The organism is Bradyrhizobium viridifuturi, assembly GCF_001238275.1.
Taxonomy (GTDB): Bacteria; Pseudomonadota; Alphaproteobacteria; order Rhizobiales; family Xanthobacteraceae; genus Bradyrhizobium; species Bradyrhizobium viridifuturi.
Genome location: NZ_LGTB01000010.1, coordinates 138,961 through 158,042 on the forward strand (window position 1 = coordinate 138,961; position 19,082 = coordinate 158,042).

Below are 19,082 nucleotides of genomic sequence, written 5' to 3' on the forward strand. Positions count from 1 at the left end.
GCTCGGTGGGACGCCCAGCGCCGAGTGATCCGGTATGTCAAAGCTGCGGCTCAGCTATGCGGCTTGCAGGGACAGAGGCATCATCGACGTGCTGTTCCACAACCATCAAGTTGCGACCTATCGACGGTCGGCACGAACGCCGCCTTGCGACCGGTCATTAGCTCGACGCGCGTCGCTATTCCCTCTGAGCCGTCGCTTAGAGAGACTCTGCCATCACCATCCGCGCCGACAGCGTCGCGATGCACATGAGCACGCCTAACATCGCGAACGCCAACGGCAAGCCGACCATGTGTGCGACGAGCCCAATGCTGGCGGGACCGACCAGTATACCCGCATACCCGGCCGTGGTGATGACTGCAATCGCAACGCCTACGGGCATCACTCTCTGTTTGCCGGCGCATCGACACAGTACGGGTACAACATTTGAAACACCCAATCCAATAAGCACGAACCCCGCCATGGCAATCAACGCAATCGGCGCGGCCACCACAGCCAAGAAGCCGGTCAAAATTGGCACGGTCCCGAGCATCAATGTGGTACGGTCGCCGAGCCGAGCTACCATGGTATCTCCGCTGAGACGGCCTGCGGCCATCGCAATTGAGAAGAGCATACAGCCAAGGCCGCCGTGCGCCTCTGCGAGGAGGCCTTGCCCAACGAGAAGCAAAGCGCTCCAATCAAGCATTGCACCTTCGACGAGAAAGGTGACAGCCGCGAGTACGGCTACCAGCAACACACTGCGATTGGGCAAGACAAACAACGGTTCCTGCGGTCTCAAACTCATGGCGAGCAGCCGCGGCCATGCTGACATAATCGCGATCATCATTAAGGCCGAACAGACCAACGTCGAGATAAGCGGGCCACGCTGCAGCGAAAGAAACGAGGTCACCGCGGCAGAACCGGTAAATTCGCCAATGCTGTATTGGGCGTGGAAGCCGGACATCAATGGACGTCCCGTGGCGTGCTCCAATTCAATCGCATGAATATTCATGGCTACGTCGATCGAACCAAGTGAAACACCGAAGGCAAACAGCATGGCACCGAGGCTGAGAGGTGTGCCGGCAACTGCAAGCCACGGCAGGATGAGCGAGATGCCAAGCCCACCCGCGATGATGATGGGCTTGCTGCCATAGCGCGCATTCGACACACTGGTCAAAAGCATAGCGATGACGGACCCCGCTCCGAGACAGAGTAGCAGAAGACCGAGCACGCGGTTATCCACCCCGAGCCGCTCCTTCGCCAGCGGCACCAAAGGCGCCCAGGCCGCGAGGCCGAAGCCAGCCACGAAAAATGCGAGCCGCGTCCCGAGCAGGCCCGCAGACCAATTGGCAGATGGTATCACAGGCACTCCTGAGAGGACGGCTCGCGAGCGGGGCACCTCACCCCGTGCGCTACGCCTGCAAGCGGCCTGAAGCTCGATGATGACGGCCTCAAGTTGACAATCTTCATCTCTGCAAATGCTATGCCGTCGCAAAACGGCCCAAGTTCTGGCGAGCGAAGGTCAAATGAGAGTAATTGTCGATCACCATCCGGCGTGTCGCGCAGTCTTTCTGGGATAAACTAACCATACGAGTGACAATCGTCTTTGCTGGTACCCTACGGAGCGCAAAGCCCAAGGATTCCTTGTCGGAAAACATACAAAGCCCAGCGCGCCCTTGCCTGCGCTGACTCACCTCGAACACAGTCGTCAGTTTCTATGACATCACTTTTCAGCCAATCCGCAGCTCTCAGCAAAGCTGAGCAGGCTGAACGTGCGCGCGGGGCCTCTGGGACAAGCTGGGACGCAGTTAAGTCGCCGTGCGAAGACATCTGGCACGGCGTAGGGGATCACCGGCCTGAAGCTCTGAATACATGGAATCTCACAAGTATTGGACCGGCATTGACGGCTTGCGCGCGACCGCCGTCTATCGGTCATCGCCTTTCACTAAGGCTCAATCATCCCCGGCGGCTTTATCGGTGAAGAGGTCCTTTTCGTGATCAGCGATTTCGGGTGATCCGGTCTTTCAAGATTAGTGTGCACTGACGAAGATCACCACCATTTCGAGTGGAACGCAAGAACATCAGCCTACAAACGTTGAATTTCCTCTGATATTGGATATCTGGCTCGTGCGCCGTGTTGTCTTTGGAGCAATTAGTTCGATGTTCATGCCGTTCTCGTCGACACCGAAAGGGGCAGCGCGGCGCCGCGATCACATCAATTCAATTAGCTCCGCGATCGCTTGGCCAGGTCCAGGACGGGTGCCTTCGACATCAAGGAGCCCGCTGGCATCGTTCATGCGCTTATACCCGCACCTTGCCGAGGTCGCCGTTCTGACCAGCTCGAACGGCGCGTGGTAAGGAACGAGTATAGCAACCAAAGATCAATCAATATCGTCGTGGCCATCACGCTATAAGCCCACGCGCTCTGCACTAGATTGAGCTCGATTAGAACCCGTGACAAACCGAAGCCCACGATCCAAGCATCGAAACTCATGCAAATGCGTCGAAATATCTCCGGATCAAGTTGGCGAATGACGTAGGATCCCAGCGGGATGCCGAGCACAACGCTGGGTATTAAGACATGGAGAAGACTGCCGCTTTCGGAGATGAACAGGCCAAGCCTATAATAGACGAAAGCGGTCACGCTCGATTCCGCCACGCGCACCAGGGCAAGTCCGGCGCGAAATTCGTTTTTGACCAGGCCCTGATTGTTAAACAGCATCGCCAAGGGCGGGCCGGAGATAGTAGTCACCGAATAGAGGATGCCCAGCATCGATCCGAATGGCAGACTGATTAGCCAGCTTGCTTCGATAGGGCGGCGCCAACCGGCGGCTTGCAGCAGGATCAAAGGAAGAATGATCGTGTAAGTGGCGAATTTGATCCAGCCTGGCTGCAGTGAAGCCAATGCATACCCGCCAAGTGCAATGCCTGGCAAGAGTCCAACCAAGATGGGAAACACGCGCCTCCAAACCGCCGGTACGCCCTTCAGATTGATGAGGAGCACGTAAACGTTGACGAAGACTTCGACGGTGACAATGGCAGGATTGAGAATGCGATTGGTGTAGAAAACCAGCGCAAGCGGCACAGTGAGCGACGAAAAACCGTAGCCGATGGCTCCGTTTACGAAAGCCGCAAAACACGTCGTTGCGGCCAGGAACCAGATAGAAGCATCAAACTCAGGCATTTCCTTAACTTTCCCACGCCAGAGGGCGCCCAATCCCGCCGGGGAATCAGACGCAAACCTTGGTCTTCAAGATCGCGAAAGATTCTGACCACTCGCTTACGAGCTCCGGCCGCCTTAATAATGGCGATGGCCGCGGTCAAGTGCAGGGCTTCTACGTTTGCTCCCCGTTACGGGCTGCAGTTGTGCAACAAAAGCGGCGCTGTACTCCCCGTTACCTAACTAAATCATTCAGCCATGCGCCTCGGTTTGCTGAAACAATGGTCTTCGTATCGAAATCGCAACAGCGCCAGCATCCGTGTAAGTGCGGACAACCAGTTCTCTAATCCCACAGAATTGCACTTGCGGTAGCCACCCTAAGGCGGATCAGACCGGAATTCATCTCTTTCAGCTAGTAATTCAACGCGGCCAAATGAAAGAAAGTAAATTCTCTTTCAAGAGCAATTTGGATGATGGATAAGCTGCATCCTGCTCAATAACGCATTAATTCTCTCCGCGCGCGGCGCGGTGGGTCAACGTTCGGCTGCGGTGAACGTGCGGCAATTCATCGTGGCGAAGCAACTGCGGATTGTTGACGTGTTCTTCGAGCGCCCGATGCGCGCAGTAACCTCGGCAGCAATAGCGCGAAGACCTCGATGCAACGGAGCGTTACGCCCCTCCTGAGGCTCCGCCGTTCACGACGCCGACACCTTGAAATGATCTTCTTTCTCCTCTATGAGGCAGTCCTTTGCCGCGGGCGAACGATGGGTCGAGAGGAGCGCGCCGGGAGAGGCCGTCCTTTGGTCTCGCCACGAATCTCGGGGCATTACCACGTTGGCAGGAAACGCCCCTACCGTAGAGCAGTAATCAGTCAATCTGGCCTGATCCCGGCGTCATTACTCGGCCGGCTGGGCCTCGGCAGCGCTGGTGAGGTCGAACTTGCGGCCCTTCTTCGCGTGACCGGCACTCGCATCGACGCGGTGATCGGAGGCGATCGCGACATAGACCGCCGGCAGGACGAAGAGCGTGAACAGCGTGCCGATAGACATGCCCGCGACGAGCACGAGCCCAATCGAGAAGCGGCTCGCGGCGCCAGCTCCTGTTGCCGCCAACAAAGGTACCACGCCTGTGACCATAGCCGCCGTCGTCATCAAGATTGGACGAAGTCGGACGCGAGCCGCCATCTCTATCGCGGAGCGACGGTCAAGTCTCTCCTTGAGCTGCAGCTCGTTGGCGAATTCAACCATCAGGATCCCGTGCTTGGCAATTAGACCGACAAGCGTCAGCAGCCCGACCTGAGTGTAGATGTTCATCGTCGCCCAGCCAAAGAATAGTGGTGTCAAGGCGCCGGCAATTGCCATGGGTACACTGATCATAATAATGAGGGGATCGCGCAGACTTTCGAACTGCGCCGCAAGCACCAAGAATATGACGATCAATGCAAATGCGAAGGTGATGGCAAGTTGGTCACCCTCGTGCACATATTGCCGCGCGTCGGCAAGGAAGTCGTGGCTGAAACCCGCCGGCAGCTTCTTTGCCTCTGCTTCCAAGAAGTCCACGGCTTGACCGATCGTGACCCCAGGCATCGGCACGGCCTGAAAGGTCGCGCAGTTGAGCTGGTTGTAGTGGGTGAGCGCGTTCGGATCAGTCGCAGTCTCGACCGAGACGACGGTAGATAGCGGAAGCATCGAGCCCGTCGCAGTCTTTACATAATAGTTCCCAATCGCTTCTGGGGCCATGCGTTTCTCGCGCGGCACCTGCGGGATCACCTGGTAGGAGCGGCCCTGCAGATTGAAACGATTGACGTAGTTTCCGCCAAGTAGGGTGGCCAGCGCGTCGCCGATATTCTGCATGGTGATGCCAAGATTGTTGGCCTTGGACCGATCGACCTTGATTCGCACCACCGGCTGGTTGAATTCGAGGTCAGAGTCGCTAACCATGAACAGACCACTCTTGCGCGCGGCGTCCTTCAGTTTCAACATTTGCTCATAGACGGATTGGTAGCCAAGCGTCGAATTGATCACCATCTGAACGGGCAGGCCGTCCGATCCGCCCGGAAGCGCCGGCAAGCTAAAAGCAAATGCGTTAATGCCTTCGATTTTCGACAGCTCGGCTTGAACAAGGGACCTAAGCACGATCGATGATCGCTTGCGCTCGTCCCACGCTTCAGCAACATTCCGGCCATGCCTGATTGCGAGGCGCCACTACCGTTGAGCACGAAGCTCAAATCGGTCTCGGAAAACTTTCGGAAGGCCTTTTCGAGCTTGGCACCGTAGTAGTCGAGATAGTCGATATTGGCATATTTCGGCGCCTTCGTGAGTGCGAATACGATACCTTGATCCTCCTCGGGTGCAAGTTCCTTAGAGGTATGCACATAGAAAAAGCCGACAAGGCCCAGCATGGTCAGTGCAAACAGCCAGGTAATTGGGCGATAGTCGAGCGAGCGATCAAGCTTGCGGCTGTACCAGCATGTCATGGCAGCGAACACGCGGTTCGAAAATCTTGCAAACCGCCCCTCCTCGGCGCTCTTTAGAAAGACCGAGCACATCATCGGCGACAGCGTCAAAGCGATCACGCCAGACACGATCACCGCCCCGGCCAGCGTGAACGCGAACTCGCGGAACAGCGCACCGGTGAGGCCACCGAGAAAGCCGATGGGGGCGTATACGGCCGCCAACGTAATCGTCATGGAGACGACAGGGACCACGATCTCGCGCGCTCCCTTCGTGGCGGCCTGCAGGGGCGGCGCCCCTTCCTCTAGATGACGATAGACGTTCTCCACCACGACGATCGCGTCGTCGACCACGAGACCTATCGCGAGCACCATCGCAAGCAGGGTCAGGAGGTTGAATGAGAACCCCAGCGCCAGCATCAAGCTGCAGACGCCAACGAGCGACAGCGGAATGGTGACGACGGGAATGACGACCGATCGCAGCGAGGCTAGGAACAGGAAGATCACCATCACCACGATCACGATGGCCTCGATGAGCGTCTTCTCCACTTCATCGATCGACGATTGGATGAATTTCGTTGAATCGTAGGCCACTTTCATTTTGAGCGATGGCGGCAGGTTGCGCTCCATTTCTGGAAACAGCGCGCGAACGCCTCGCACTATGTTCAGCGGATTGCCTTGTGGACCCGCCTGCACGCCGATGACAACCGCGCGCTCGCCGTTCATGACGGCACTGACGTCTGTCGTCTGCGCGGCAAGCTCGACTGTCGCAATGTCCTCAATGCGCACAAAGCCACCATCATTGGCTTTAACGATCATGCGCTTGAAGTCATCTACACTCCGTAGGTCGGTATTTGCCGTGACGTCGGAGATAGTGAAATATCCCTTGGTCTGGCCGGCCGCCGCCTGGAAGTTATTGGCGGCGATTGCAGCCGAAACATCCGCCGGCGAGACGCCGCGCCCTGCCATTTTCGCCGTATCGAGCCATAGCCGCATCGCAAAACTTTGGCCGCCCAGGATGTCTGCCGCGGCGACGCCATCAACGGTTGACATAACCGGTTGCACGACGCGCGAGAGATAGTCAGAAATCGCGCTGGCCGTCAGTTCCTCGCTGGAGAAAGCGATATACATGACAGCGGTGGCCTGACCCGTTGCCTTAGTGACGACTGGATCGTTTGATTCCTTTGGGATTAAATATTTGATTGAGTTGACCTTAGAAAGCACCTCGGTGAGCGCCTCGTTGGGATCGAAATTCAGCTTTATGTAGACTTGGATTGTCGACGTACCGAGTACCGATGAGGAAGTGATGTAGTCGACGCCCTCGGCGGAAGCGACGGCCTGCTCCAGTGGAGTGGTGATGAACCCCTGGATCATGTCGGCGGAGGCGCCAGGATAGGAAGTCGTGATATTGACGACCGTATTGGACAGCTTGGGATACTGCCGGATCGGCAGAACAGTGGCCGCGCGAAGTCCGATCAGCAGGATCAGGAGACTGAGGACGACAGACAACACCGGGCGTTTGATGAAAAGTTCGGTAAATGCCATCTCGACTCGCATTCAAGGTAACGCAAATTCGTGAGCAGGTCGCGCTGCCCGCGGCTAATGCGCGTAAAACTTGGGAACTGAAAACGCCTGATCCAAAGGCAAACGCGCCCAAGTAGGGAGCTCAGTCCTGCGCTTCTTACATCGTGGTTGCTTGGCCCTGCCCTTCTCATCACTGACCGCGACCTCGAATTGCGGGCGCACTTCCCAAGTTAAACATCCATGTCTTTTGGCACCTAAGCAGCCTGCGGGCCGCCTCGAGACGTGGAATTGAGCTCACCTGTTTCCATGTCGTTTCGTCTTCAGACCTTGATGGAACGCAAGGGCTTCCAGCGAAGAATCAAGCCAGCTCAAGGCTTCGCTTCGATCGCTCGTTGATCCGGCCTCGATGTCGAAATTAGAAACGATCTGATGGATGCTCAACTCTACAAAGGTGAGTGGGTAATATAGGATGGGCTGTCAAACCTATACCAAGGTTTTGTCAAAGCGGAACGCTGAAGCCTCATCGCCCGCCTCAACACCAGTGAAGAGCTCGCTAGGTTGGAAAAACCGTATCTTATGACTTCGCGCCGACGCGGCCTGCTGATTCTACGCACGTCGCGCGCCTTCATAACGACACATGATAACTGCGCCAAAGCGGGCCTTCGGACCGAATTCACGCTTCGAGCTGCAGAACGGGGAAGGAACGTATGCGGAGAAGTCCGAAGCGCGGGCGCGGAAGTGTGACTGAACCTTGCGGGAGCGGCAGACAACCTGTAACGATGCCAGCATGCCGCGTCGCCGCCTTCTAGTGGCGGGGCCTGTAGCTCAATGGTTAGAGCCAACCGCTCATAACGGTTTGGTTGCAGGTTCGAGTCCTGCCGGGCCCACCATTTGTCGAAAGATCAAAGCCTTGGCTCCGGGATGCCTAATGGTGGGACATTCACGTGAGGCATTTCGGCTTGTTTATTCCCTCTTATCTGTCCGTGTCGCGTCACGGCATCTTCTATTTTCGATGGCCCATGCGCCTGCGGCGATGGAGCGCAGATCATCTAGCGTAAAGATTTCGCTACAAACACGTGATCCGAAGGACGCATTGCGACTGTCACGCGCTCTAAGCTATTCGGCTCAACAGTTAGTCCAGTACGGCACTGAGCGCGGAATGACGTTTGAAGAGATACGAAGGCTGCTGACTACGCACTTCAGTGAAATGCTGGCAAGGCAAAAACTAAAGATCGCGACTAGCGGTCGCCTCACACAACTGGATAAATCGGCCTTGGAGAACGGACGGGCTTTTGCTGCTGATGCCCTACAGGATGGGACTTCGCTATTCCCGGGCGACAATGACGATGACTTAGTTAATCGCTTTATGGAGCGATACGAGCTCAATCTTCAATCCGGTTCCGACGCCCACAAGACACTTCGCACAGAGCTAAAGCGGGCCTATCGCGATTACTGCTCGTCGGTGCTCGCCTACGATCGCTTATTTGAGAGCTATCAATTTGAAAACGAGACGGATAGAGCGCCGAGCGCAGATCGTGCAGTTGGCTTGCCCTACATTTCGCTACAGCAACTCATAGATCGCCATACGAAGGATAGTAATCTTGGCTCGCAATGGACGTCGAAGACGCAGCATGAGAAGGGAGATCATTTCGCACTTCTCGTTGAACTACTGACCGCAGATAGAGACGTTACAAAGGTCTCAATTGCGGATGCACATCGCGTCAAAGAGACATTGACGAAGTATCCCAAGAACCGTCGCAAAGACCCCAGGACGCGCGATCTAGCATTGCTCGACGCGCTTAATGTTCCGGATGTATCGACGATCAACGTGCAAACCATCAACAAGTACCTACAGACCTACGGTACGATGTTTGGCTGGGCCAAGCGCAACGGGCTTGTCAGCAACAATGTATTTGAAGGGCTACATATCCGACTTGGCAAAAAGCAATCGAGAATAGCTCGCACTGGATTTTCGGACGTGCAGGTGCAGACGATCTTAAGCGAGCTACTGAACAACACCAGCGGACTTGTACAGTTGGATTACCAGAAGTGGGGCCCACTGATCGCTCTATATTCAGGAGCGCGACTGAACGAGATTGCGCAGATACATCTTACTGACATTCGGCAGCAGGATGGTGTGTGGTGCTTCGACCTAAACGACGATGACGATACGAAAAAACTAAAAACAGATGCATCGCGCCGTCTCGTGCCCATGCATTCGCAACTGATCGAACTCGGTCTGCTAGACCACGTACAGAAGCTACGTACCGAGAATGCCAAGAAGCTATTTCCCGGGTTCCAGTACGATGCCAAGAACGGATGGGGCCGCAGCCTTGGCCGCTGGTTCAATGATCGCTTTCTGGTGAAGATTGGCCTTAAAGCTCAAGGCGTCTCCTTCCACGTCTTCCGACACACGGTAGTGACCAGGTTGTTGCAGGCCGGGATTGAGCAGCCCCTAGTCCAAACCATTGTCGGTCACGAACGGGAGGGCGTGACGCAAAGGAATTACTTCACTACCGGATATACGCTGCTCCAAAGGCGCGATGCGATTGAACGGCTGCGCTTTGACCACGTCGTGCTACCCGCGCCGCCTGAGTGCCACCGAGAAACGGAATGCAAGGCCGCTGATCGACTTTCTTCGACCGGCGCTAGCACCCACCGCCGTGAGCAATAGAGGCTTCTGTGGGTCCACGTGGGCGTTGGCGGACATGATTTTAATGGAGGATACTCGTGGGAACGATTGCGATCATTGCATTGGCTTGTGTGGCAATCTATTTGTTTTTCAAACACAACGCCGAACGCGGCAAAAATACGGTACGAGCTTATCTATATTTACGTGCCATCGCGGGTGGCGCTTCAACGGACGAAGCCAACCAGATTGCTGGTACTGACGTAATCAACGTGCAGACTGAGGTGATCCGCGCGGCCCATGATCATGTGCGGACTGCATACGATGGTAGGCAACTAGCAATGATCGCGGACGCAAAGAGGCACGGATTTGCGCAACGGTCACAGCGATAGCGAGGCGCAGCGGTGTCGAAATATGATCCTCTGTACGAGTATTTGCGCGGCCAGTCTCTGCAACAGTTCGTACTGAGCTTTGCCGAGATCGAACGCATAATCGGAGATCAGTTACCGCCGAGCGCAGCGCGCCCTCAATGGTGGGAAAACGCTACAGACCCAAATTCCTCTCATGTGCAATGCAGGGCATGGCGAGCCGCAGGCTATAGCGCCTATCTTGTCAGTGGATCAAACAGTGTTCGCTTTGAGAAGTACGATAGCGAATGAAGCTCAACGTACGAGCAGTAATTTTGAAGAGAGAGCTGACTGACGCTAGTGGCCCGTAAGCGAATTGCTCTGCGGCTAGCGAGACCGTAGGGCTTTAATCCAATCTCCTACGGAGCATTGCTATAATCTAGATAGTAGCAGCTACGCTGTAGGTAACTGGATTATATTATATAATCATTAGCTAGTGCTACATGAGTTGTGTTGTATCCTTCCCCACTTACTTTCTTTAGACCGATACGCCGAACTCGGCATATCGTTTTCAAGCAAGCAAGTGGGGGCGATACAACACACACTGCCGTCCAGCATCATTAGCTGAGCGCCACATTGAGCGTGTTTGTAGAGCCTTCCCCTATTCTTCTATTAGGGAGGTACGCGGGACTGGGCGCCAAACAGATGGGGGGACCTTGCCCCAGTCGCTCTGACCGCTCTCAGCGGGCCACAGCGGCCTGCTGACGCGACTTCACTGATCGCGCATCAAAACCCAGGGCAACTTCCCGGAGCGATCAGCGCGCTTCTCAGAGCCCGCGGCGACCAATCGCTATTCAACGCCGCCATCGGCTGTCGCGCCCCTTCGACGCACTGACTCAAGTACAGATCGCTTATCAGCTTCTGAGCTTTGCTCTTGAGACTTGCGCGCTCAGAACGCGATACACAGATGCACGGCCGATCTGTAGTTTCTCTGCAATCGCAGTTGGTCCGACGCCCATTGCTTGCAACTCGCGGACCTTCGCGACGTCAACCGACGGCTTCCGCCCCTTGTACACGCCTCGTGCTTTCGCTTTTGCAATTCCTTCTAACTGCCGCTCTTTGCGCAAGTTCGTCTCGAACTCCGCAAATACGCCGAGCATGTCTAGAAACGCCTTCCCCGCTGCAGTGCTAGTGTCGATGGGCTGTTCGGTAGCTCTCAGTGCAATGCCCTTCTCTTTTAGGGATCGCACGATGTCCTGTAGGTCTCCTATGGAACGAGCCAGACGATCAATCCGCGTGACGACAAGTGTGTCACCCTTCCTCAAGAAGTCTCGCAGGATCGCAAGCTCCGTGCGGCCCTTCGTACTTGTGCCGCTTACCTTCTCCGCACGTATGGTCTCACATCCAGCCGCCTTTAGTGCGTCCTGCTGTACGGTCAGGTCTTGATCGGCGGTGCTTACGCGGGCGTATCCGTAGATCGTCATGCGAGAACGTCCTGTGTCTCGTTAGGGTCTAGACCCCGTATCGCACAACGTCTCGCAATTGTAAAGATACCCATATGAGACATCGTCGGCGTCTCACTTGATCGTCTCGCTAAGGTATACCTCAAAGAGAGGACGGGCCCCCGCCCTTCGATCTTGCGCTCTAACGAGCGGCTGAGCCCTCATGATGCGATCTGTGGTTTGTGGAAGGGCGTCTCAGTTGTTCATATCTGCCGCCGCCTTCAAACCTTGGATGGCTTTTGTATTCACGGAAGGCGATAGATCACAGACGAGACAGCTAACGACGGAAATGCCGTGGCCGACAACGACGAACGCTATCTCAAGATAGTTCTCGACCCAATTCGGGTCTGTGCACATTACCGACCAAAGTTCGGGCAGGGCAATGCCACAGGAGGACTGACGCTCGCCGAGTTCCAAACCCTGTATCGCGCCGATGCGTTCTATAATTGGTTCGGTCTCGACAATCCTCTCATGTACGCCGCTCACAAGGCAGCGGGTGGAATGACGAGCGTCTACCGGCAAATCGGGATCGGCTGCGAGAAGCTGTTCCGCACCGTTTTGCGAGATGAGTTGGGTCTATCCGCAACGGACGTTGCTTGGTCTTATGGCGTCGCGTCTCCGACTGGAGGCCGAGACCGAAAACTTTCGCTCGACGGCCGAGTACCGCTTGAAAAGGTCTCCGACAAGAAGAAGCGCGCGCGCGTCCATGGTTGGATGCAGCAGTCAGCGGCGAAGTTGGGCGTCGACAAGAAAGTGTTTGAGAGCTTGACAGGCGCAGTTTTTGAAGTGCGCCAAGGCTACAAGAGCAAAGACAGCAAACGGCAAAACGCGGATATTGCTAACGCGGCCATGGCCTACACCCAAGGTTACATGCCCTGCGCAACAATTCTATCTGCACAAATCGATACCGATCTGGTTCTTCGATACACCAACGAGCGATGGGTCGTGCTGAGAGGCGTTGAAGGCGCGAACGACCCTCTAACGTCCACCTACGACTTTATGCGCGATGTTGTCGGCTACGATCTGGCCGGGTTCTTCACTCGAAACAGGAAGATGCTGAGAACTGAAATCGAGATTGTACTGAAGGCTCTACTAGCACCAGAAACAACATGACAGCCGCTGAAAAACTAAGACAACGCGCCGACTACACCCATAAGCATAACCTCAAAACGGGCAGGCACGGGTGGCTGAGGCTTACGCCCGCCTATTCGGTCAAGGTCGTCGAGGAGATTATATCTACGGTCGAGGGCCACGCGCGCATCTACGATCCATTCTGCGGAACGGCCACTACCGCGTTGAGCGCAGCTTACCACGGGCATCACGGTCTCACGACAGACATAAACCCTTTCCTCGTTTGGCTTGGTCAAGCCAAGACGGCAAACTATGACCTCGCTGCGGTCGAGGGTACACGGCATGCCTGCGCGCGCGCACTAGAGCTAGTGAGACGGCGCGGGGTCGATCCTGCTCCTGCTCCTGCTCTGCACAAAATCGAAAGATGGTGGGCACCATCTGCGTTGGAGTTCTTGAGGACGCTTCGGGCTGCCATAGACGCGGTAACTCAGCCATCGTCGCCTCAGCGAACTCTGCTTCTCGTGGCCTTCTGTCGAACTTTGATTAGCGCATCCAATGCTGCGTTCAATCACCAATCCATGTCTTTCAAAGACGCTGACCAAATTGCATTGGCGCTCGACCTGGACATGGCCGGGCTGTTCGCTGAAGACGTGCGTTTCATTCTCAACGGTGCAACAGATAACCCCGTCGGTGAAGCTGAAGTATTGCTCGGCGACGCGCGATCTCCCGAACTCTCGATTGATCAACCAGTCAACCTAGTCGTTACCTCGCCCCCTTATGCGAACCGAATGAGCTACATTCGAGAACTTCGTCCGTACATGTACTGGCTTGGCTTTCTCGTAAACGGCCGAGATGCAGGCGAAATGGACTGGGAAGCCATCGGAGGTACGTGGGGCGTTGCGACGAGCCGACTTACGGATTGGAAGCCCTCATCGGAGGAGTTCTCTCTGGACGTCCTGCGCGATGCCATTGAAAGGATAGCTCACGGCGACAACAAAAACGGAAAACTCCTTTCAAATTACGTCGCCAAATATTTCGACGACATGTGGGCACACTTCCGGGGTCTCAGAACCATTCTGGCTGACGACGCGAGACTTCACTACATCGTGGGGAACTCAACCTTCTATGGCGTTCTGTTGCCAGTCGAAGAAATCTATATGGCGATGCTGAAGGAATTGGGTTTTGCGAAGGTCGAATGCCGCGCTATACGAAAGCGCAACTCGAAGAAAGAACTGATCGAGTTTGACGTAACGGCTCGATGGCGGGCTTAAAGGCAAGCATTGCGATCGCCCTACATGCTTTCCCACCGATATGCGGCCTTCCTTCAAGAGCATAGCAACCCTCGCCCCCATTGCAGACGCGAATGCAGATCGGAGCGTAGGTACCCATAGGGGCCAAGCCTCGCTGTGAGCATACGAACAAGTGGCAGTGAGACTGGATCAGATGCTAATGCAATCGCATTATCAGGCTATGATCGCAGCCCCATGGGGGACATTCGGGCGGTGATGATCTTGTATACCCGCTCAAAAAAATCCGCCAAATCTGGCATCTGACTTCGTTGCTTGCGAACTGGCACCGGTATTCAATCGCATAGTGGCGAACGGTCGCCCTGCAAGGGTTGTCAACGATTACGTCGTTCGGCTAGAAGTGGGACACTAAGGTGAGACATCCTGTCCCGCCTTCTGCCGTCGCTCCCGGAAATCAAGGCCCAACGACGATGGTGGATGCTCCTGCCGGGCCCACCATTCAGAACGCGGCGTCGAATCCGCGCCTCCGCCGCCGCCTTCATCGGGCGGCACGCCCGACATTTCTGCAATCAGATTAAAGGGTTGACGGAAAGTCGGCGTGAGCTGCCCACCACGCCACGTGGAGTTCGAGAGTACAAAATTTAGAAGACAGCGCTTGTCCGCTGCCGGGCGTTTCTCGAAAAGTCGCTGCGCATCTTTGGCAACTGTTAATAGCTTGACGCCTTCGTCCATGTAGGACTGCTCGGCAGCCTGGTGCCAGCCAATCTCTCGCAAACAGCGATCCTGGCTGCTTAATCTTAATAGTGATTAGCGCTAAAAGCGGACCTATTGCTGCGTCAATCAAAGCAGCATCGGAGCCGGATTTGTCCACTGAAGGGAATGGACGGTAAGCCGTTAGGATCCGACCGTTCATCAGAGGCTCGACAACTCTAAGGGATCAACTTCGGTGGCAGCCTTTCCTTCAGCCTCTTCAATATAGGGCTGGGAACTGGTTGCTTGAGCCTCTTGAACAGCGCAGCAAATGCCTCGTGAATGAGAACGTCAACTGGAACGTCTTGTTGCGCTGCGAGCACCTTGATCGCGCGAAAAGCCTCTGGGTCGAAATAGCCGGCAATCATCCTTTTGCCTTCTCGCCCTCCGCGACGCGCATTGCGATCCTTGAGGTCACTGCCTCGTTTGGCAGCGTTTCGGCTTTTGAACTCCATTGTTAACACCGCTAGATTGTTATCGTCCGCTGAGCAGCCTCGCAGGAGGATGCAAAAGAATCAACGACTATGTCCTGATATTTGGAGCCTCCGGCTGTGCCGCATGTAACGGCGACGATGACTCTCCTGTCTAGGATATTTCGGGATTTAGTTTGGTCCTTCGGCTTGTCCTTGCTTTTAATCGATGAGCACTCAGCAAAGTGCTTGCAAACGTTGCGGCGGCGGAGGATGAAACTAGCGTTGAAATTGTATTTTAGGCCGCCATGATTGAACCGACTTATAATATTGCCGATCTCCCCGATTATCCCGCTTTCCAGCAGCTGGCTCGTGCATTGTGGCGCAACGGCTCCGTTCGCGGCGCCTCGGTCCTGGTTGGTGCCGGCCTCAGCAAGAATGCGGAGCGGCCTGGCGAAGATACGCCCGAACCACCCTTGTGGTCTGAACTCATGACGGAAATGGTCGAGCGGCTGTATCCGCACGATCAGAAGAGAGCGCCAAGCAACCCCCTGCGCATTGCCGAAGAATACCGAACCTATTTTGGTCAGGCGGGGCTCGACGACTTTCTCCGGACACGGCTTCCGGACAAGTCGTGGTCCCCAGGACCGCTGCATGGCGCTCTGCTGAGCTTACCGTGGGGCGACGTGCTCACGACCAATTGGGACACGCTCCTTGAACGCGCCGAACACACCAGCGACCAATCTTACGAGGTCGTAAGAACGGAAGCCGATCTCACCCACGCCCGATCGCCGCGCATCGTGAAACTACACGGATCGATCGGTGATCCAGGTCCCCTCATCTTCGCGGAAGAAGATTACCGAACCTACCCCGTGAAGCACGCGGCCTTTGTTAATCTTGCCCGGCAAATCTTTATCGAGAACGAGTTATGTCTGATCGGCTTTTCCGGCGATGATCCCAACTTCCTGCAATGGGCTGGCTGGGTACGCGATCATCTCGGCGGCAGCGCGCGCCGAATATACCTGGTCGGCAATCTGCGGCTGGAACGAGCAACCAGGAAGTATCTGGAAGCTCATAACGTTGCGCCGATTGATTTCTTCCCCATCGTTGAAAAACTGTCGCCGAGCCTTCAGCATGCCGCAGCGATCCGTATTTTCATCGATGAGCTGCGCAAGGTGAAGCCGCCTTTACGGCACGAATGGAAGTTGACCGCCCACGGCGAATTTCCTTTGGCTAAGGCAGGCGGTGATGCTCACCAGCGCATTCACAAGGACAGCGAATTTGCCGCCGATCTGCTGAAGCGGACAATTCCCTTCTTCAAGGCCGACCGCGGCAACTATCCCGGCTGGCAGATCTGCCCGGCCCATCTGCGCCGGTCAATCGCTTACACCGGTGATGCGCATTGGTTGGTACGAAAGCCGGTGCTCGATCTTTTAGAGCCGAAGCTGCGTGCCGAAGCCCTATTCGAGATTCTGTGGCGCCGCACGCTCGCATTTGTTCCCTTGGATGTTCGGCTTGCCGAGGCACTCACGGAGATTGTCGACAATAAGTCACCCGAGATCGACCCCGATGCGCGCCTGGAATTCGCGCTGGCGCTTATGCGAGACGCCCGTGTTTCACGTGACGAGGAGGGCATGCAGCGATGGGCAGCGTTTATCGATACGGAAGCCGCCGCCGATGCACTTGTCCGGCAAGAGGCTCAGTATCAATGGTGCTTGCGCGCGCGTGATCGGATGGAATTCGATACGTTGGCAGCAAGGCTTGCCAAGCTAAAGTCGGACGATCCAATCTGGAGATTGCGGCGTGCTGCCTTGCACACGGAGTGCGGCGAATACGCGAAAGCGGCGAAGCTGATCAAAGACGCGATGGCGGATCTCGAACGCCGTCACCGGCTCGATCGCAATTCGTTGGTTGTCAAATCGCAATTGGGATGGGCCAGTTGGATCAACAGGGCATCTGAGACGTGGGATTCGATTGGTCAAGCCGACCGTCCTCTTCTCTCCAGGGACTTCAAGGAACTCGATATCGCCCCCCGAGCGGAGGTTGAGTACATAGAAAATAGCGCCGCCAGAATCATAAAGAAACGCAACGAAGATACTGTCGCCGTTCAACCCGCATTCGAGGCGGGACATTATCGCCACGGTGCAGCCGAAACGCATTTCGGTTCAAATCCTGCTCTCGAATTGCTTTACGAGTTCGATCAACTCATCGAGCATATCGGCCTTCCTCTCCGCATCAATCGAGTTGATGTCTCCTCGACGGCGGCGCTTGCCGTTGTAGAGGCGGCTCCCCAATCCGACCCGGAATGGTTTGTCTGGCTCTTCCGCGCTTTGCACTCTCATTTCGAAAAGCCGTTTGAGCGGCATTTCAGCCGGGTCGCGACTGCGCGAATACCGGCGACGACGGCTTCGCTCCTTCATTCCATCATTGGGTCCGCGGTCGCGTTCTGGGCTCGCCGTATCAAGGATGCGCGCGCCGCCGAAGCTAAGAACGATCTTGGCTACGCCGTCGATGCATTGCGCCTGATGTTGATGGCCTTGGCGCGCCTGACGGTTCGAATGAGTCCCGAAGAAGCGTCTCAGGCGCTGCAAATGGCGAGCGATCTGGCGAAGGATCCCATGGTCACTCACCATTGGTTGATCGATGCCATCGGCGAATTGGCAAAGCACGCGGTCAAAGCTCTTCCAACGGCGCAACGGGGTACGGCCGCCCTCACCTTACTCGAATTTCCGTTGCCTTCGGAAAAGGGTGTACAGGGGTCGTATGCTTCCTGGCCGCAGATCGTTTTTGATATTTGGAATACACGGCCCAGCCGTCAGCCGGCCGACACCCGTTGGGATCATCGGATAGGTCAACTCCTGGCTGCGTCCCAAAAAGGCAACACCGACAGACCGATAGCCATCCCACAGCTCGCTTATCTCGCTTTTAACGAGACGCTCAAACCTGACGAAATCACGGCTTTCGGCAACGCGCTCTGGTCGGACCTCGATGCACAAGAGGGGGGGCTTCCGGCAAATACATATCTCAATGCTGGTCTGTTTCTGAAGATGCCTGCACCGGAGAGTATTGATAGACATGCGAGGCTGTCTGCTCGGCTGCTGGGCTTGGACTTACGCGATGTCATGCGGCTCCCCTCTCCGTTAAACACAAGCGTGATGGGGGATAAGACCAACCATTTGGCCTCAATTACGAATGCAGCCCGCTTCGGTCTCACCATTTCAGCCGATCGGGCAGCGCAAATGTTCGACGAGATCACCGCGTGGGAGATTCAAAAGGTAGAGGGTGACAGGGATCCTTTCGGCGTGTCGTTCGCTAAGAGTTTCAACGATGCGATCCGGCTTGCCGCGGGTTATGCGTTAACCGTCGCCATCGTACCCGCCATGCGCACTGACCAACGGACGATCGAGCGGGCGCATGCCCTTATTGTGTTCATTGGACGTACGCAGTCTTGGACCAGCATGCAGGCGTTGCTATACTTTATCGCATCGGCAACGGATGTCACCGACGAGGCCATTTCTGTTATCCGCGCAAGATTGCTCGGTTCGGATCCCGAGCAGGTAGGAAGTGCCGCGCAGGCCATAGTCGTGTGGGCGCGATTGGTCCTTAGCGGAACACTTCCCGAATTGCCGCAAACGCTTATCGAACGGCTTATAACGACGATCGAAGTGCGCCGCCCAATCGGTCTTCTCGCCCTGCTCGATGCCGCGCTCAAATTGCTAAAGCTGGATTTCCTGGGGCCGGAAGACCTGAAGCGCCTGACAGAAACGATCGCGGAGATTCGTGGAGTCCGCTACGAGGATATCGCACTGAACAGCATGGAGGCCGTTTCAGCTTCACTCGTACGTGCAGAGTGCGTCAAGCTCGCCGTTGCACTCAAGGCGCGTACCAAAGACGACGGATCACTTCAGGCGTGGATCGATGAAGCCCGTATTGATTCCTTGCCTGAAGTCCGGTTTAGCCTGACGGAGCCCGATCAAGATGATCCAGAGTAAGCGGGAGACACTTTGCCAACGG

The 19,082-nt window shown here is 55.9% G+C and carries 11 protein-coding genes, 1 tRNA gene and 2 pseudogenes; 8 read left to right on the forward strand and 6 right to left on the reverse strand.

The window, feature by feature from the left end:
* Window positions 1–196: 196 nt before the first annotated feature.
* The 3 genes and pseudogenes from ALC15_RS11385 to ALC15_RS11395 form a co-directional block, all read right to left on the reverse strand.
* Complete coding sequence (locus tag ALC15_RS11385) at window positions 197–1,282, reverse strand: MFS transporter (protein ID WP_244486027.1); 1,086 nt, start codon at window positions 1,280–1,282, stop codon at window positions 197–199.
* Between the two features lie 987 nt (window positions 1,283–2,269).
* Entirely contained in the window at window positions 2,270–3,160 is an 891-nt protein-coding gene (locus ALC15_RS11390; RefSeq protein WP_050402920.1) for a sulfite exporter TauE/SafE family protein, read from the reverse strand.
* Between the two features lie 872 nt (window positions 3,161–4,032).
* A pseudogene (locus tag ALC15_RS11395) lies at window positions 4,033–7,133 on the reverse strand (efflux RND transporter permease subunit).
* A gap of 793 nt (window positions 7,134–7,926) precedes the next feature.
* On the opposite strand from ALC15_RS11395, the gene ALC15_RS11400 reads away from it, so the two are divergent.
* From ALC15_RS11400 to ALC15_RS47880, 4 genes are all read left to right on the forward strand, one after another.
* Window positions 7,927–8,002 (forward strand) — tRNA-Ile (locus ALC15_RS11400).
* Window positions 8,003–8,271: 269 nt separating this feature from the next.
* Window positions 8,272–9,786 carry a site-specific integrase gene (locus tag ALC15_RS11405; protein ID WP_050627295.1) on the forward strand — a complete coding sequence of 505 codons (1,515 nt, stop codon included), beginning with the start codon at window positions 8,272–8,274 and terminating at the stop codon, window positions 9,784–9,786.
* A gap of 56 nt (window positions 9,787–9,842) precedes the next feature.
* The gene (locus tag ALC15_RS43285) at window positions 9,843–10,133 is read left to right on the forward strand and encodes a hypothetical protein (protein ID WP_128089494.1); all 291 of its coding nucleotides are present in this window, start codon (window positions 9,843–9,845) and stop codon (window positions 10,131–10,133) included.
* Window positions 10,134–10,145: 12 nt separating this feature from the next.
* Window positions 10,146–10,400 carry a DUF7662 domain-containing protein gene (locus ALC15_RS47880; RefSeq protein ID WP_094193822.1) on the forward strand — a complete coding sequence of 85 codons (255 nt, stop codon included), beginning with the start codon at window positions 10,146–10,148 and terminating at the stop codon, window positions 10,398–10,400.
* Window positions 10,401–11,002: 602 nt separating this feature from the next.
* On the opposite strand, the gene ALC15_RS11410 is transcribed toward ALC15_RS47880, so the two are convergent.
* Entirely contained in the window at window positions 11,003–11,572 is a 570-nt protein-coding gene (locus tag ALC15_RS11410; RefSeq protein WP_050627296.1) for a recombinase family protein, read from the reverse strand.
* Window positions 11,573–11,884: 312 nt separating this feature from the next.
* Between ALC15_RS11410 and ALC15_RS11415 the strand changes: the two genes are divergently transcribed.
* The 3 genes and pseudogenes from ALC15_RS11415 to ALC15_RS46120 all read left to right on the forward strand — a co-directional run bounded on the left by ALC15_RS11415 (window position 11,885) and on the right by ALC15_RS46120 (window position 13,932).
* Complete coding sequence (locus tag ALC15_RS11415) at window positions 11,885–12,703, forward strand: hypothetical protein (RefSeq protein ID WP_050627297.1); 819 nt, start codon at window positions 11,885–11,887, stop codon at window positions 12,701–12,703.
* Window positions 12,700–12,960, forward strand: a pseudogene (locus ALC15_RS47885) (DNA adenine methylase); the annotation flags it as partial. The gene ALC15_RS11415 and the pseudogene ALC15_RS47885, both read left to right, overlap by 4 nt.
* A 279-nt stretch (window positions 12,961–13,239) precedes the next feature.
* Entirely contained in the window at window positions 13,240–13,932 is a 693-nt protein-coding gene (locus ALC15_RS46120) for a hypothetical protein (RefSeq protein ID WP_244486028.1), read from the forward strand.
* Between the two features lie 384 nt (window positions 13,933–14,316).
* On the opposite strand, the gene ALC15_RS43290 is transcribed toward ALC15_RS46120, so the two are convergent.
* Window positions 14,317–14,640, reverse strand: coding sequence for a hypothetical protein (locus ALC15_RS43290; RefSeq protein ID WP_128089495.1), 324 nt, complete (start codon window positions 14,638–14,640; stop codon window positions 14,317–14,319).
* A gap of 197 nt (window positions 14,641–14,837) precedes the next feature.
* Window positions 14,838–15,113: a ribbon-helix-helix domain-containing protein gene (locus tag ALC15_RS11425; protein ID WP_128089496.1), complete on the reverse strand. Its 276-nt coding sequence runs from the start codon at window positions 15,111–15,113 to the stop codon at window positions 14,838–14,840.
* 263 nt (window positions 15,114–15,376) lie between these two features.
* On the opposite strand from ALC15_RS11425, the gene ALC15_RS11430 reads away from it, so the two are divergent.
* Window positions 15,377–19,060: an SIR2 family NAD-dependent protein deacylase gene (locus ALC15_RS11430; protein WP_050627299.1), complete on the forward strand. Its 3,684-nt coding sequence runs from the start codon at window positions 15,377–15,379 to the stop codon at window positions 19,058–19,060.
* Window positions 19,061–19,082 lie beyond the last annotated feature (22 nt).

Excerpts from the sequence above, each read along its gene's own strand:
- ALC15_RS11390 (WP_050402920.1), bottom strand. The coding sequence starts at position 3,160 with ATGCCTGAGTTTGATGCTTCTATCTGGTTCCTGGCCGCAACGACGTGT.
- ALC15_RS11405 (WP_050627295.1), top strand. The coding sequence starts at position 8,272 with ATGACGTTTGAAGAGATACGAAGGCTGCTGACTACGCACTTCAGTGAA.
- ALC15_RS11410 (WP_050627296.1), bottom strand. The coding sequence starts at position 11,572 with ATGACGATCTACGGATACGCCCGCGTAAGCACCGCCGATCAAGACCTG.
- ALC15_RS46120 (WP_244486028.1), top strand. The coding sequence starts at position 13,240 with ATGTCTTTCAAAGACGCTGACCAAATTGCATTGGCGCTCGACCTGGAC.
- ALC15_RS43290 (WP_128089495.1), bottom strand. The coding sequence starts at position 14,640 with ATGGACGAAGGCGTCAAGCTATTAACAGTTGCCAAAGATGCGCAGCGA.
- ALC15_RS11425 (WP_128089496.1), bottom strand. The coding sequence starts at position 15,113 with ATGGAGTTCAAAAGCCGAAACGCTGCCAAACGAGGCAGTGACCTCAAG.
- ALC15_RS11430 (WP_050627299.1), top strand. The coding sequence starts at position 15,377 with ATGATTGAACCGACTTATAATATTGCCGATCTCCCCGATTATCCCGCT.